This window comes from Methylobacterium nonmethylotrophicum (assembly GCF_004745635.1).
Lineage (GTDB): Bacteria > Pseudomonadota > Alphaproteobacteria > Rhizobiales > Beijerinckiaceae > Methylobacterium > Methylobacterium nonmethylotrophicum.
In genome coordinates this window covers 40,389-54,152 of sequence record NZ_SRLB01000040.1, presented here as the reverse complement: position 1 = coordinate 54,152, position 13,764 = coordinate 40,389, and the positions used below count along the sequence as shown (strand labels likewise).

Genomic DNA, 13,764 nt, shown 5'->3' with positions numbered 1-13,764 from the left:
CCGGCGTAGAAGCCCGTCCAGGTGAAGACCGGCACCGGCGTGAAGACCGGCGGCGGAGCGGCGCGGCGCGGCAGGTCCGCCGCAGACGCGGCGGCGGTCAGCGCGGTGAAGGCAGCGAAAGCACTCAGAAGTTTCTTCATGATGGTCCCCAGCAGGTTCCCCGATCGAGGGTAAGCTAGACCATTTTACGCCCCCAGGATGTAGCGCATCAGCCACAACCGTGCGCCGGCGACACGGGTCCGGGGTATGAAGCCCGAAAATGTCAAGCGTGCCGGCCGACGATCCAACGGATCGCACAGGCACCGGCTGCGTCAGATGGGAGCAGGACGACGGAGCGCGCGCAGGACGGCCGGCCCTCAGGTCGGCGGCGTTCCGTTGGCGGTGAGCGCGGCCCCGGCGAGATAGAGCGACCCGCAGATCAGCACCCGGGGCGGGCGTTCCCAGGCCCGGTCGCGCAGCGAGACCAGGGCCGCCTCGAGGCTCGGCGCCGACGCGGCGTTGAGCCCCACCCGCCCGGCGATCCCGGCGACCTCCTCGGCCGGCCGGCCGGCCATCTGGCCTGCGAGAGGCACCGCGACCAGGAAACGGGCGAGGCCGACGAAGTTGGCCAGAAATCCTTCCGCATCCTTGGTGCCGAGAAGACCCGAGACGAGGACGAGCGGCGCGTCCCCCCGTTCCTGCAGGTCGGCCATCGCGGCGGCCAGGATCCGCCCGCCGTCGATGTTGTGGCCGCCGTCGAGCCACAATTCCGAGCCCGGCGGGACGAGGCCGGGAAGCCGGCCGTCGCGCAGGCGCTGCAGGCGGCCCGGCCACGCGATGCTGGTCAGCCCCGCCTCGAAGGCCTCGGTGCCGATGTCGCCGAAGCCCGCCGCGCGCAGGGCCGCGATCGCCGTGCCGGCATTGACGATCTGATGGCGTCCGGCGAGCTTCGGCCGCGGCAGGTCGAGAAGGCCGTCCTCGTCCTGGTAGACCAGCCGGCCGCGCTCCTCGTGGGCGGAGAAATCCTGGTTGCCGACGAGGATCGGTCCGGCCCCGACGGCCTCGGCCCGGGCGCACAGGACCGCGTCGGCCTGGGCGTAGTCCTGCGGGGCGATCACCGCCGGGCAGCCGCGCTTGAAGATGCCGGCCTTCTCCCCCGCCACCGCCTCGACGGTGTCGCCGAGATACTCGGCGTGGTCGCGGCCGATCGGCGTCACCACGGCGCAGGCCGGCCGGTCGATCACGTTGGTGGCGTCGACCCGGCCGCCGAGGCCCACCTCGAGCAGCAGCACGTCGGCGGGCGCCTCGGAGAACAGCAGCAGGGCCGCGGCGGTGGTGATCTCGAACACCGTGATGGGGGCGCCGGCATTCACCGCCTCGCAGCGGGCGAAGGCCTCGGCCAGCCGGTCCTCGGGCACGAAGCGGCCACCGCCGACCGCCCCGATGCGGATGCGCTCGTGGAAGCGCACGAGGTGGGGCGAGGTGTAGACATGGGCCGAGAGCCCGCCGGCCTCCAGGATCGCCCGCATGGTGGCGATGGTCGAGCCCTTGCCGTTGGTGCCCGCGACATGGATCACCGGCGGCAGGCGCCGCTCCGGATGGCCGAGCGCCGCGAGAAGGCGCTCGATCCGGCCGAGGGAGAGGTCGATGGTGCGCGGATGCAGCGCGAGGAAGCGCGCCATCAGGGCGTCGGAGGATTCCATCGGGGCGCTCGGTCGGGGCTCGTCCTCGGTGACGCGGAGACGGCGCTGCGGCGAAGGGCGGTGAGGAGGCCGGGACCGCGCCCTCAGGCCGGCACCGTCCGGGCCTCGGCCTCCTTCGCCTCGGGTTTCGACCCGGCCTGCGCGGCGTCCGCCACGCCGGCCGGCACCTGCATCAGCAGGCCGCACAGGCGGGCGATCGTGCCCTTCAGGTCGCGCCGGTGCACCACCTGGTCGACCATGCCGTGCTCCTTCAGGTACTCGGCGCGCTGGAAGCCGTCGGGCAGTTTCTCGCGGATCGTCTGCTCGATCACCCGCGGGCCGGCAAAGCCGATTAGCGCCCCGGGCTCGGCGAGGTGCACGTCGCCGAGCATCGCGTAGGAGGCGGTGACGCCGCCGGTGGTCGGGTTCGTCAGCACCACGACGTAGGGCAGGCGGGCCGCGTTGAGCCGGCGCACCGCCACGGTGGTGCGGGGCATCTGCATCAGGGAGAGGATGCCCTCCTGCATCCGCGCGCCGCCGGAGGCCGCAAACAGCACGTAGGGCGTGCGCTTCTCGAGCGCCGTCTCGGCGCCGCGCACGAAGGCCTCGCCCGCCGCCATGCCGAGCGAGCCGCCCATGAAGCCGAAATCCTGCACCGCGAGCGTCATCGGCAGGCCGCCGACGCGCCCGAACCCGACCTTGAACGCGTCGGTCATCCCGGTCTTGGTGCGGGCGTCCTTGAGCCGGTCGGCATAGCGCTTCTCGTCGCGGAACTTCAGCGGGTCGGGCGCCACCTCGGGCAGCGGCACGTCGAGCCACTTGCCCTCGTCGAACATCAGCTTCAGGCGCTGCTGCGCGGTGATGCGCAGGTGGTGCTCCGAGCCCGGGATCACCCAGCCGTTGGCCTCCACCTCCTTGTGAAACACCATCTGGCCGGTCTCCGGGCACTTCACCCAGAGGTTCTCCGGCGTCTCGCGCTTGAACAGCGTCTTGATCTTCGGGCGCACGACCTCGGAGATCCAGTTCATCGCCTCGACCATGATCGCTCCTCGGCCGTCGGGTCCTGCCTGCTATATGGGGTCTGCGCCGTCAGCCCGCCCGGCCGGCGCGGGTGCGCACGCCGGCCGCGAGGTCCCGCACGAGGGTCGTCACCGCCTCGACCGAGGCGGCACCGGCCCGGCCCTCGCCGTCGAGGGAGCGGGCGAGCGCGTCGACGATGGCCGAGCCCACCACCACGCCGTCGGCGGAGCGGGCGATGGCGGCGGCATGCTCGCCGGTCTTGACGCCGAACCCGACCACCACCGGCAGGTCGGTGTGGCGACGGATGCGGGCGACCGCGTCGGCCACGACGCCGAAATCCGGCGTCGCGGTGCCGGTGATGCCGGTGATCGACACGTAGTAGACGAAGCCCGCGGTGTTCGCGAGGACCGCCGGCAGGCGCGCCTCGTCGGTGGTCGGGGTCGCGAGCCGGATGAAGGCGAGGCCGGCCTGGATCGTCGGCAGGCAGAGCTCGTCGTCCTCCTCGGGCGGAAGGTCGACCACGATCAGCCCGTCGATGCCGGCGGCCTTCGCGTCGTCGATGAAGCGGGCGACGCCATAGATGTAGATCGGGTTGTAGTAGCCCATCAGGATCACCGGCGTGCCGGCATTCTCGGCCCGGAAGCGGCGCACCAGCTCCAGGGTGCGCTCCAGGGTCTGGCCGCCCTTGAGCGCCCTGAGTCCCGCCGCCTGGATCGCCGGGCCGTCCGCCATCGGGTCGGTGAAGGGCAGGCCGAACTCGATGATGTCGGCCCCGGCCTCCGGCAGGGCACGCAGCACCTGGAGCGAGGTCTCGGGGTCGGGATCGCCCGCCATCACGTAGGTGACGAGGGCGGCACGGTTCTCCGCGCGGCAGCGGGCGAAGGTGTCGGCGAGGCGGGTGGTCATCGGGGGCGACCTTGGGGAGCGGGCCTTGAGGGCGGCGCGTCCCCGAACAGGGCGCGGCGCCGCGGACGGGCGGAACGGATCGCCGCGCCTACACCATCGGGCGGCGCAGATAAAGTTTCAGGACGGGGGCGTTTCAGGCGAGGGGCGTTTCGTGCCGGCGCTCGCGCCGGCGGCGGCGCGCAGGGCCGCGAGCGTCACCTGGCCGGTCCCGTCGCCGAGATCAACCCGCTCGCGCCCGCTCGCGAGCATCAGCGACAGAGCCTCCTTGAGGGAGGCATCCGGGGCGAGGACCGGCGCGGCGCCGGCCGGGCTCGTCTCGGACCGATCCCGAGCCGGCACCGGTTCGGCGTCATGCCGGGCCGGCACCGGCTCGGCGTAATGCCGGGCCGGCAGCAGGGCGAGGCGGCGCAGCAGCCGGTCGCTCCCGACGAACTCCGCCACGAAGGCGTCGACCGGAGCGGCGAGAAGCGTCGCCGGTGCGGCAACCTGGACGAGGCGGCCCTCGCGCATCAGCGCCACGGTGTCGCCCATCCGCACCGCCTCGTCGATGTCGTGCGTGACCATCAGCACGGTCTTGGCGAGCCGCGACAGGATCTCCCGCACCTCGTCCTGGAGGCGCGCCCGCGCCACCGGGTCGACGGCGCCGAACGGCTCGTCCATCAGCAGCACCGGCGGATCGGCGGCGAGCGCCCGGGCGACGCCGACGCGCTGGCGCTGTCCGCCCGAGAGCGCGTCCGGGCGCCGGTCGCGGTACTCCCCTGGCGCGAGGCCGACGAGGTCGAGCATCGCGTCGACCCGCTCGGCGATCCGCCGCCGGGGCCAGCCGAGGAGGCCCGGCACGGTCGCGACGTTCTGGGCGACCGTCCGGTGCGGAAACAATCCGACGCCCTGGAGGACGTAGCCGATGCGGCGGCGCAAGGCGATCGGGTCGAGGCCGGCGACGTCCCGGCCCTCGACCCGCACCCGGCCGGCATCCGGCGTCACCAGGCGGTTGACCATCTGCAACGCCGTCGACTTGCCGCAGCCCGACGGTCCGATCAGCACGCAGGTGGTGCCGGTCTCGACCGCGAGGTCGAAGGCGTCGAGCGCCGGCCTCGCCTGGCCCGGATAGGTCTTGCCGGCACCCTCGAAGCGGATCATCGGCGGGCCTTCGTCGATCAGCAGCCGTGGCAGATCGATCCGAGGGTGCGCTTCATGCGGGCGTCCCAGGCCTTGTCGCGGGCTGCCGTCGCGGCCTGGGCCTTGCTGGCCGCTGCCGCGGCCGCGTCGCGCTTGGCATCCGGGTTCGCCTCCATCCTGGCGGCGGCCGGCGGGGCACCGTCGATCCGGCGCGGCTGGCGCCGGCCGGTCGCCGGACCGGGAGGTGCCGCGGGCGCGGTGACGCCCTCGGGCGTGCTCCCCAGCGGCGGAGAGAGTCCCTCGGTCTGTGCCCCAGCGAAGCCGGAGGTGAGGGCGAGGAGGGCGGTGGCGAGGAGAAGGCGCATGGAGATCTCGGGGCCGCCTGACATGGCTGTCACGCCACCTTACGCAACTTCGGCGCCGAGGGACACCGGGGTCGCGTCCCGGGGCCGCCCCCGCGCGCCATCGCCGCGAGCCGGCCCCGTCGCGCGCGCGCGTGCCGCGTCTCAGCCTTCCGCCGGCTTCGCCTCGGCCTTCGGGCCGCCCCTGGCCACGCCGACCAGGGCCGGGCGCAGGACGCGCTCGCCGATGACGTAGCCCGACTGCACCACCTGCACGACCGTGCCGGTCGCCACGTCGGGGTTGGGCACCTCGAACATCGCCTGGTGCAGGTTGGGGTCGAAGCGCTGCCCCTGCGGGTCGACGCGCTTCACGCCGTGGCGCTCGAGGGTCTTGAGCAGGTCGCGCTCGGTCAGCTCGATGCCGTCGACCAGGGCCTTGAGCGGGCCCTCGGCGCCCGCCCGGGCGTCGGCCGGCACGGCCTCGAGGGCGCGGCGGACGTTGTCGGCGGCGTTGAGCATGTCGCGGGCGAAGTTCGTCACCGCGTAGGTGCGGGCGTCGGCGACCTCGCGCTCGGTGCGGCGGCGCAGGTTCTCCATGTCGGCGAGCGTGCGCAGCAGCTTGTCCTTGAGGTCGAGCTTCTCGGCCTCGAGCGCGGCGAGCGCGTCGGCGGTCGGCGCGGCCTCCGGCGCCGAGGCGGGAGCGCCCTCGGCAGCCTCGGCCTCGTGAGCCCGCGCGGCAGTCTCCGTGTCGTTCGGCGTCATCGTGTTTCCGAAGAATGGTCTGGGAATGACCCCGATATCAGGTGGTCGGCCGGCGAAATCAAGCTTCGCCGGCGGCCGGGGCCGCCGCCTCGGGAGCGGCCTGCTCGGCCTCCTTGCGGGTCGCCTTCGCGGCGTCCTTGGCAGCGTCCTTGGCCGCGTCCTTGCCGCCGCGCCGGCCCTTGCCGCCGCCGGGCAGGTCGGCCTCGAACACCGCCATCACGGCCCGGCGGATCGTCGCCTGCCGATCGGGCTGGGTCACCTTGGTGCCGGTGAGGTCGGTGACGTAGAACACGTCGACCGCCCGCTCGCCGAAGGTCGCGACGTGGGCCGAGGTGATGTTGAGGTTGAGCCGGCCGAGCGCCGCAGTGAGATCGAACAGCAGGCCCGGCCGGTCGAGGCCGGAGATCTCCAGCACGGTCTCGCGGGCCGAGAGGGCATTGTCGATCGACAGGTCGGGGGCGACCTGGAAGGTGCGCGGCCGGTCCTTGGCCGGGTGCCTGTCGGCGACGAGGTCGGCGATGCGGATCTCTCCCTTCAGCGCCCGCTCGATCGCGGTGGCGATGCGGCCGGCCCGGCGCAGCTCGTCCTCGTCGCGCTCGAAGGCCCGCGACAGGGTGATGGTGTCGAGGACGAAGCCGTCGGCGGTGGTGAAGATCTGCGCGTCGACGATGTTGCCGCCGGACGCCGCGCAGGCGCCGGTGAGGATCGCGAGCAGGCGCGGGTGGTCGGGGGAGTAGACGCAGAGCTCGGTCACGCCGCGCGACAGGTCGGTCTCGGTGGCGGTGACGACGGTGTTCCCGGCCTCGGCCGCCGCGCGGATGAAGCGGGCGTTCTTGAGCTGGCGCCCGGCATCGACCTTGAGCCAGTAATGCGGGTAGTGCCGGGCGGCGTAGGCGTCGAACTCCTCGGCCGTCCAGTCGGCGAGCTGCTCGCGCAGGCGCATCTGGATCAGCCGCACCCGGTCGGTGCGCGGGATCTTGGAGCGCCCGCCCGACAGCACCATCTCGGTCTCGTAGTAGAGGGTGCGCAGCAGCGTCGCCTTCCAGGCGGTCCAGACCCCCGGGCCGACCGCCTTGATGTCGGCGATGGTCAGAACCAGGAGGAGCTTCAGCCGCTCCAGGCTCTGCACCACGCCCGCGAAGGTCTCGATGGTCTTTGGGTCCGAGAGGTCGCGGCTCTGCGCCGTCATCGACATCAGGAGGTGGTGCTCGACGAGCCAGGCGACGGTGCTGGTCTCGGCGGCATCCAGCCCGAAGCGCGGCCCGAGCTTGCGGGCGACGGCGGCGCCGGCGATCGAGTGGTCGTCCTTCCGGCCCTTGGCGATGTCGTGCAGGAACATCGCCACGTAGAGGGCGCGGCGGTTCTGGATCGTGCCGACGATGCGGTGGGCCAGGGGATGCTCGTCCTCGAGCTCCCCGGCCTCGATCTTGGCGAGCACGCCGAGCGAGCGGATCAGGTGCTCGTCCACCGTGAAGTGGTGGTACATGTTGAACTGCATCATCGCGACGATGCGGCCGAAATCCGGCACGAAGCGCCCGAGCACCCCCGTCTCGTTCATGTGCCGCAGGACCGTCTCGGGCGCGTTCTGCGAGGTCAGGAGCTCCACGAACAGGCGGTTGGCTTCCGGGTCGACCCGCACCATCGGGCCGATCAGGCTCAAGGACCGCGTCGCGAGCCGGCTGGCATCGGGGTGGATCGCGAGGTCGTGCCGGTCGGAGAGCCAGAACAGGCGGATCAGGTTGACCGGGTCGCGCTCGAAGGCGGCGTCGTCGCGCATGTCGAGCCGGCCGGTATGGATGCGGAAGTCGTCCGCCTCGAGGTCGGGGGCGCGGAAATGCTGCTTGAAGCGGCGCAGCCAGCGGTCGAGGACCGGCGGGCGCTTGGCGTGGCGCGCCTCCATCTCGGCGCAGACGATGGCGGTGAGGTCGCCGACATCCTTGGCGATCAGGAAGTACGACTTCATGAACCGCTCGACCGCCGCGAGGCCGCCGCGGGCGCCGTAGCCCAGGCGCTCGGCGATCCGCGGCTGCAGCCCGAAGGACAGCCGCTCCTCGGCCCGGCCGGTGGCGAAGTGCATGTGGCAGCGCACCCGCCACAGGAACTCGTCGCAGCGCTCGAACAGCCGGAACTCTTCCGCGGTGAACAGGCCGGCCTCGACCAGGTCCTCCGCCTCCTTCACCCGGAAGGTGTACTTGGCGATCCAGAACAGGGTGTTGAGGTCGCGCAAGCCCCCCTTGCCGTCCTTGACGTTCGGCTCGACGAGGTAGCGCGAGGCGCCGCTCTTCTGGACGCGGGCGTCGCGCTCCTTGAGCTTGGCCTCGACGAACTCGGCCGCCGTGCCCTGCACCACCTCGCGGTCGAAGCGGGTCTCGAGCTCGTCGAACAGGGCCCGGTCGCCGAACAGGAAGCGCGACTCGAGGAGCGCGGTGCGGATCGTCATGTCGCCGCGGCCCTCGCGCAGGCAATCGGCGACCGAGCGGGTGGCGTGGCCGACCTTCAGCTTGAGGTCCCACAGCACGTAGAGCATCGCCTCGACGACGCTCTCGCTCCAGGCGGTCTGCTTGTAGGGCAGCAGGAACAGGAGATCGATGTCCGAGCCCGGCGCCAGGAGGCCGCGGCCGTAGCCGCCGGTCGCCACCACGGCGATCTGCTCGGCCGCGGTCGGGTTGTCGGCGCGGTAGAGCCGCTTGACCACCGCGTCGTAGATCGCCCGGATCACCGCATCCATCTGGGCGCAGATCAGCCCGGCGCAGGCATGGCCGTCGCGGTTCGCGAGCAGGCGGCGCTCGGCCTCGGCGCGGCCGGCCTCGATGATCCGGCGCAATTCGGGCACCAGCCGCTCGCGCAGGCGCGTCGGGTCGCTCAGCGACTGGTCGATGCCGGCGAGGAGCTGGCCCAGGGCGGCCTGGGTGTCGGACGGGTCGATGGCGGAGGAGGGATCGGACATGGCAGCCGGCGGATCGGGCCTTGAGGCTTCGAGGGGAGCGCACGGCCTTGAGTCCCGTCGCGTCCCTCCTGTTTCGCATCACGCCCCGGGAAAGCCAACGCTTCCGCGCTGCGGAAGGCCCGGACGGGCGCTCACGTTCGATACAAAGGCTAATCCGCTTCGTCGGCCGTATCGTTTGACACACCGAACACCGCGCCCTAGCTAGGTCGGCGGCCCCGCCCGCGACCGTGGCGCCGGGGGCCAGCCAGGGAGAGACGATGCGCATTCATCGCCGCGCGCTGATCGGCGCCGCCCTCGGGGCCGCGGGCCTCGCCGCATTCGGCACGCCCGCGCTCGCGCAAGCCGCCAAGGAGGTGCGCCTCGACTGGGCGACCTACAATCCGGTCAGCCTGGTCCTCAAGGAGAAGGGCCTGCTCGAGAAGGCGCTCGGCGCCGACGGCGTGAGCGTGCGCTGGGTCCAGTCGCTCGGCTCCAACAAGGCCCTCGAATTCCTCAATGCCGGCTCGATCGACATCGGCTCGACCGCCGGCGCCGCGGCGCTCCTGGCGCGGATCAACGGCAACCCGATCAAGGCGATCTACGCCTTCTCGCGGCCGGAATGGACCGCCCTGGTGACGCGGCCGAATACCGGCATCACCGCCGTCAAGGACCTGAAGGGCCGCCGCGTCGCCGTCACCCGCGGCACCGACCCGCACATCTTCCTGATCCGGGCCCTGCGCGGGGCCAGCCTGACCGAGCGCGACGTGAAGCTCGTGCTGCTGCAGCACCCGGACGGGCGCACGGCGCTCGACCGCGGCGACGTCGATGCCTGGGCCGGCCTCGACCCGATCATGGCGGCGGCCGAGATCGAGAACGGCGACGTGCTCTTCCACCGCGACGCCGCCGCGAACACCTGGGGGGTCCTCAACGTCCGCGAGGACTTCGCCAAGCAGAACCCGGACCTGACCCGCAAGGTGCTGGCGGCCTACGAGGAGGCGCGCCGGCTCGCCCTCTCCGACCCGCAGGAGCTCCGGCGCATCCTCGTCGCGGCGACGAAGCTGCCCGAGCCGGTGGTGGCGCGCCAGCTCGAGCGCACCGACCTGTCGCAGCCGGCGATCGGCAAGCTCCAGGCCGAGACGATCCTCGATGCCGGCACCGCGCTGCTCGATGCCGGGGTGATCCCGGCCGGCACCGATGTCGGCGCCGCGGTCGAGGCGCTGATCGACCCGCGCTTCGGGCCGGCCTCGCGCTAGCCGGCGATGGAAGCCGCCCCGCTCACCCTCGCGGCCGCGCCGCCGGCCCGGGCCGCGCGCCGGCCCTGGCGCCTGCCCGGCGGGCGGACGCTCACCGGCCTCGTCCTGCCGCTGGCGCTGGCCCTCGGCTGGGAGGCCATGGTGCGGGCGGGCCTGGCGCAGGGGCGGCTGGTGCCGCCGCCGAGCCGGGTGCTGGCGACCCTGTGGGGCTTGGCCGCGAGCGGCGAGCTCTGGACCCACGTTCTGGCCAGCCTCACCCGGGTCGCGGCGGGCTTCGGCTTCGGGGCGCTGGCGGGGATCCTGGTCGGGGCGCTCACCGGCACCCTGCCGCTGGCGCGCCGCCTCGTCGATCCGAGCCTGCAGGCCCTGCGGGCGATCCCGTCGATCGCCTGGGTGCCGCTGTTCATCCTGTGGTTCGGCATCTTCGAGGCCTCGAAGATCACCCTCATCGCGGTCGGGGTGTTCTTCCCGGTCTATCTCGGGGTGGCGGGCGCCATCGCGGGCGTCGACCGCAAGCTCGTCGAGGTCGGCCGCGTCTTCCGGCTCTCGCGCCTGGAACTCGCGCGGCGCATCCTGCTGCCGGCGGTGCTGCCGGCGACGCTCGTCGCCCTGCGGACGGGCTTGGGCCTCGGCTTCATGTTCGTGGCGGCGGCCGAGCTGCTCGGCGCCTCCGAGGGCCTCGGCTACCTTCTCCTCGACGGCCAGCAGCTCGGCAAGCCGGACCAGATCGTCGCGGCGATCCTGGCCTTCGCGGCCCTCGGCAAGCTCTGCGACGCGGTGCTGGTCGGGCTCACCCAGCCGCTCGCCCGCTGGCAGGACACCGCGCGGGACACGCTCTGACATGCTGATCGTCCCATGCTGATCCTGGACCGGCTGTCGAAGACCTATGCCGACGGTACGCGGGCGCTCGCCGACATCGCGCTCGAGGTCCGGGCCGGCGAGATCGTGGCGCTGATCGGCGGCTCGGGCTGCGGCAAGACCACGTTGCTGCGCCTGATCGCCGGGCTCGACCGGGCGAGCGAAGGCCGCATCAGCCTCGACGGCGAGAGCATCACGGCGCCGCATCCGGGCGTCGGCATCGTGTTCCAGGAGCCGCGGCTCCTGCCCTGGCTCAGCGTCGCCGACAACGTGGCGTTCGGCCTCGCCGACCTGCCGCGCGCCGAGCGCCGGGCCCGGGTCGCCCATGCCCTCGAGCGCGTCGGCCTCGCCGAGCATGCGGGGCGCTGGCCGCGCGACCTGTCGGGCGGCCAGCAGCAGCGGGTGGCGATCGCCCGCGCCTTCGTGGCCGCCCCGAAGGTTCTGCTCCTCGACGAGCCGTTCTCGGCCCTCGACGCCCTGACCCGGGCCGGGCTGCACCGCCACCTGCTCAGCCTCTGGGAGGAGAGCCGGCCGACCGTGCTCCTCGTCACCCACGACGTCGCCGAGGCGGTGGCGCTCGCCGACCGGGCCGTGGTCCTGCGCCCGAAGCCCGGCCGGATCGACGACACGATCCCGCTGCCTTTGAGCCGCCCGCGCCAGCCCTCGTCCCCCGGCAGCGAGGCCGCCGCCCGCACGATCCTGGCGAGCCTCGACCGCTCGCTGCGCCCGGAGGGCGAGGCCGACCGGGCGAAGCCGGACGCCTCCGCCCTGTGGTGGTGAGACCGTCGCCGTGAGCCCTTCACCATGAGCCCTGGCAGGAGCCCGGCGCGGGATGCTAAGCCGCTCGCCCATAACAGGGAGGACACCCGCATGGACGCCACCGAACTCCGCTCGCTCCAGGCCCCGATCAAGGACCGCTACCGCTCCGACCCGGACGCGGCGGTCATCACCCTGAAGGCGCAAGGGTCGCTCGACGACGGCGGCATCGCCTGCAAGGTCGAGACCGGCCGGGCGCTGGCGGTGGCCGGCCTCCATCCGGCGAGCGGGGGATCCGGCGCCGAACTCTGCTCCGGCGACATGCTGCTCGAGGCACTGGTCGCCTGCGCGGGCGTGACCCTGAAGGCGGTGGCGACCGCCCTCGAGATCCCGCTCCGCAAGGGGCTCGTCAAGGCCGAGGGCGACCTCGATTTCCGCGGGACCCTCGGCGTCGACAAGGGCGCGCCGGTGGGCTTCCGGTCGATCCGCCTCAGCTTCGAGGTGGATTCTGATGCACCGCAGGAGAAGCTGGACCAGCTGCTGAAGCTGACGGAACGGTACTGCGTGGTGTTCCAGACCATCAACCAGAAGCCGCAGCTGAATGTGGTGATGACGCGGGGGTGAGGAGAAGCCTGACGGCGAGGGGCGCCTGTAATTGGGCGGACGGATAGCATCACGAGAGTTCCATCCCTCTCAGGATCTCTCCTCAGTCGAAACCTTTTACTGCCCCCAGAGATGCCTCCGCGGATGCAGCCCTCATGCTTCGCGGGGTCGCTCTTCTACACACGTTTGCCTTCGATGGGGATCATGGCCGCCGTTGTTGCGAAATGGCTTGAATTTATAAGTTACCTTGCGTAATATGACTGAGAGGCTGTTTGACATGTCTGGCAAACCTATCCCGCCCTCCGCCTCATCCTGAGGTGTCAGTCGATTGAAGATCGACTGACCTCGAAGGAGGGCTCCAGGGATCGCAGTGGCTTCTGGAGCCCTCCTTCGAGGCTCCTTGCAGTCGCACCTCAGGATGAGGCTGTGGATGGGATAGATCGGGCCCATGCGACCCCGCTCTCCGCAGTCAAACAGGCTCTGGGCAATTTTCAGAGCATGTCAATTTCACCGAATGAAAAACCCAGCGAAAACGATATACCCATCCTGATCTTGTGAAAAGCGGGCATCGGCCAACGTTCATGCTTTTGCTGTTTCCGGACTTCATCCCTGAGGCGGCGAGACAATATCTCTTCGGTTTGCTGTGTTTCCTGTTCGGCTTCTATGGTGTCGCCTGCATTCGCTTCGTGGATGCGCGACTGTCACGTCGCCGCCAGCGCATCATCACCGATGAGGCGTTCCGGAAGCTCGACGCCAAGAAGCTCAATGAGCACCTGAAGCTGATCGGCAGCTTCTGCAACACGCTCGGGGCCGCGGTCCTCGGTGCGGCGTTCATCGTGCCTTACATCTGTAATCACGCGTCACCAGATCAGGTCGACCTGCGTTGGGTGTTGGCGGGATTGGCATTACCATGTGCAGGGCATGTCGCCTTGCGCTTCATGAAAAGCGAGGGATGAGGATGGCTGCGACGACCCTACTCCTCGCGGTGGTTGGCACCGTCATCGGCGCGAGCCTGGGCTATGCCTATTTTTCGTCCCGCGATTTCGACCGTCGGCACGGCGCGCCCAAGCCCTGAGGGGGCCGGACAACGCGAGGGTGGCTGAGCGACGGTGATCCCTGATCGCGGCGTTGCCGATGGCGAGCGCCCTGAGCTTCTTGATTTAGAGCAGCAGATGCCGCCTCACCCCATCAGGTGCAGCCCGCCGTCGCAAGCGGCCATGATGTCGGGCGAGTTGCCGGAACAGGGCGCTTCCAATGACTGACAGCTTCACGCGCATCATGAGCGGAGCCAAGAGCGCATTGGCCACCATGGAAGGCAACCCGCCCACCGGGACCGTCGTCCACGCGCCGGACGACCTGGACGTGGCCGAGATCAGAACCCGGACGGGTCTAGAGCAGTCAACCTTCACCGAGACGATCGGCGTCTCGTTCCATACCTTGCGCAACTGGGGGCAGAGGCGGCGCCGGCCGGAGGGACCCGCACGGGTGGTCCTGGCCCTGGTCGAGAAGCGCCCGCAGGTCGTGCCGGAGATCCTCGGCATGTGCGCCTGACGCGATTC

General features: G+C 71.4%; 13 protein-coding genes. 6 read left to right on the top strand and 7 right to left on the bottom strand.

All coding sequences use genetic code 11. From position 1 onward, the window contains the following. Nucleotides 1–356: 356 nt before the first annotated feature. The 7 genes from EU555_RS31465 to EU555_RS31435 all read right to left on the bottom strand — a co-directional run bounded on the left by EU555_RS31465 (nt 357) and on the right by EU555_RS31435 (nt 8,756). Nucleotides 357–1,682: a bifunctional folylpolyglutamate synthase/dihydrofolate synthase gene (locus EU555_RS31465; RefSeq protein WP_135419277.1), complete on the bottom strand. Its 1,326-nt coding sequence runs from the start codon at nt 1,680–1,682 to the stop codon at nt 357–359. Nucleotides 1,683–1,765: 83 nt separating this feature from the next. Next, nucleotides 1,766–2,701, bottom strand: a complete 936-nt coding sequence (accD, locus tag EU555_RS31460; RefSeq protein WP_245524586.1) for an acetyl-CoA carboxylase, carboxyltransferase subunit beta — start codon at nt 2,699–2,701, stop codon at nt 1,766–1,768. Nucleotides 2,702–2,750: 49 nt separating this feature from the next. After that, nucleotides 2,751–3,587, bottom strand: coding sequence for a tryptophan synthase subunit alpha (gene trpA, locus EU555_RS31455; protein WP_135419276.1), 837 nt, complete (start codon nt 3,585–3,587; stop codon nt 2,751–2,753). Nucleotides 3,588–3,704: 117 nt separating this feature from the next. After that, on the bottom strand, nt 3,705–4,727 hold the full coding sequence (locus EU555_RS31450; RefSeq protein WP_135419275.1) for an ABC transporter ATP-binding protein: 1,023 nt from the start codon (nt 4,725–4,727) through the stop codon (nt 3,705–3,707). 17 nt (nt 4,728–4,744) lie between these two features. Further along, nucleotides 4,745–5,071 (bottom strand): hypothetical protein, encoded by a 327-nt coding sequence (locus EU555_RS31445; protein ID WP_135419274.1) that lies wholly within the window; start codon nt 5,069–5,071, stop codon nt 4,745–4,747. Between the two features lie 141 nt (nt 5,072–5,212). Then, a complete protein-coding gene (grpE, locus tag EU555_RS31440) occupies nt 5,213–5,809 on the bottom strand; it encodes a nucleotide exchange factor GrpE (protein ID WP_135419273.1) in 597 nt (198 codons plus the stop codon). A 58-nt stretch (nt 5,810–5,867) separates the two neighbouring features. Beyond that, entirely contained in the window at nt 5,868–8,756 is a 2,889-nt protein-coding gene (locus EU555_RS31435) for a [protein-PII] uridylyltransferase (RefSeq protein ID WP_135419272.1), read from the bottom strand. Between the two features lie 257 nt (nt 8,757–9,013). Between EU555_RS31435 and EU555_RS31430 the strand changes: the two genes are divergently transcribed. The 6 genes from EU555_RS31430 to EU555_RS31405 all read left to right on the top strand — a co-directional run bounded on the left by EU555_RS31430 (nt 9,014) and on the right by EU555_RS31405 (nt 13,756). Beyond that, entirely contained in the window at nt 9,014–9,988 is a 975-nt protein-coding gene (locus tag EU555_RS31430; protein ID WP_135419271.1) for an aliphatic sulfonate ABC transporter substrate-binding protein, read from the top strand. A gap of 6 nt (nt 9,989–9,994) precedes the next feature. Further along, entirely contained in the window at nt 9,995–10,828 is an 834-nt protein-coding gene (locus tag EU555_RS31425) for an ABC transporter permease (RefSeq protein WP_135419270.1), read from the top strand. A 15-nt stretch (nt 10,829–10,843) separates the two neighbouring features. Further along, entirely contained in the window at nt 10,844–11,626 is a 783-nt protein-coding gene (locus EU555_RS31420) for an ABC transporter ATP-binding protein (RefSeq protein WP_135419269.1), read from the top strand. Nucleotides 11,627–11,716: 90 nt separating this feature from the next. Then, nucleotides 11,717–12,226: an OsmC family protein gene (locus EU555_RS31415; protein ID WP_135419268.1), complete on the top strand. Its 510-nt coding sequence runs from the start codon at nt 11,717–11,719 to the stop codon at nt 12,224–12,226. Between the two features lie 560 nt (nt 12,227–12,786). Beyond that, nucleotides 12,787–13,161, top strand: a complete 375-nt coding sequence (locus tag EU555_RS31410) for a hypothetical protein (RefSeq protein ID WP_245524585.1) — start codon at nt 12,787–12,789, stop codon at nt 13,159–13,161. A 298-nt stretch (nt 13,162–13,459) separates the two neighbouring features. Beyond that, entirely contained in the window at nt 13,460–13,756 is a 297-nt protein-coding gene (locus tag EU555_RS31405; RefSeq protein ID WP_135419267.1) for a helix-turn-helix domain-containing protein, read from the top strand. Nucleotides 13,757–13,764: the final 8 nt, after the last annotated feature.

What these genes read in the sequence shown, in the direction of transcription:
- EU555_RS31465 (WP_135419277.1), bottom strand. Translation starts at nt 1,682, where the DNA reads ATGGAATCCTCCGACGCCCTGATGGCGCGCTTCCTCGCGCTGCATCCG.
- accD (WP_245524586.1), bottom strand. Translation starts at nt 2,701, where the DNA reads ATGGTCGAGGCGATGAACTGGATCTCCGAGGTCGTGCGCCCGAAGATC.
- trpA (WP_135419276.1), bottom strand. Translation starts at nt 3,587, where the DNA reads ATGACCACCCGCCTCGCCGACACCTTCGCCCGCTGCCGCGCGGAGAAC.
- EU555_RS31450 (WP_135419275.1), bottom strand. Translation starts at nt 4,727, where the DNA reads ATGATCCGCTTCGAGGGTGCCGGCAAGACCTATCCGGGCCAGGCGAGG.
- EU555_RS31445 (WP_135419274.1), bottom strand. Translation starts at nt 5,071, where the DNA reads ATGCGCCTTCTCCTCGCCACCGCCCTCCTCGCCCTCACCTCCGGCTTC.
- grpE (WP_135419273.1), bottom strand. Translation starts at nt 5,809, where the DNA reads ATGACGCCGAACGACACGGAGACTGCCGCGCGGGCTCACGAGGCCGAG.
- EU555_RS31435 (WP_135419272.1), bottom strand. Translation starts at nt 8,756, where the DNA reads ATGTCCGATCCCTCCTCCGCCATCGACCCGTCCGACACCCAGGCCGCC.
- EU555_RS31430 (WP_135419271.1), top strand. Translation starts at nt 9,014, where the DNA reads ATGCGCATTCATCGCCGCGCGCTGATCGGCGCCGCCCTCGGGGCCGCG.
- EU555_RS31425 (WP_135419270.1), top strand. Translation starts at nt 9,995, where the DNA reads ATGGAAGCCGCCCCGCTCACCCTCGCGGCCGCGCCGCCGGCCCGGGCC.
- EU555_RS31420 (WP_135419269.1), top strand. Translation starts at nt 10,844, where the DNA reads ATGCTGATCCTGGACCGGCTGTCGAAGACCTATGCCGACGGTACGCGG.
- EU555_RS31415 (WP_135419268.1), top strand. Translation starts at nt 11,717, where the DNA reads ATGGACGCCACCGAACTCCGCTCGCTCCAGGCCCCGATCAAGGACCGC.
- EU555_RS31410 (WP_245524585.1), top strand. Translation starts at nt 12,787, where the DNA reads ATGCTTTTGCTGTTTCCGGACTTCATCCCTGAGGCGGCGAGACAATAT.
- EU555_RS31405 (WP_135419267.1), top strand. Translation starts at nt 13,460, where the DNA reads ATGACTGACAGCTTCACGCGCATCATGAGCGGAGCCAAGAGCGCATTG.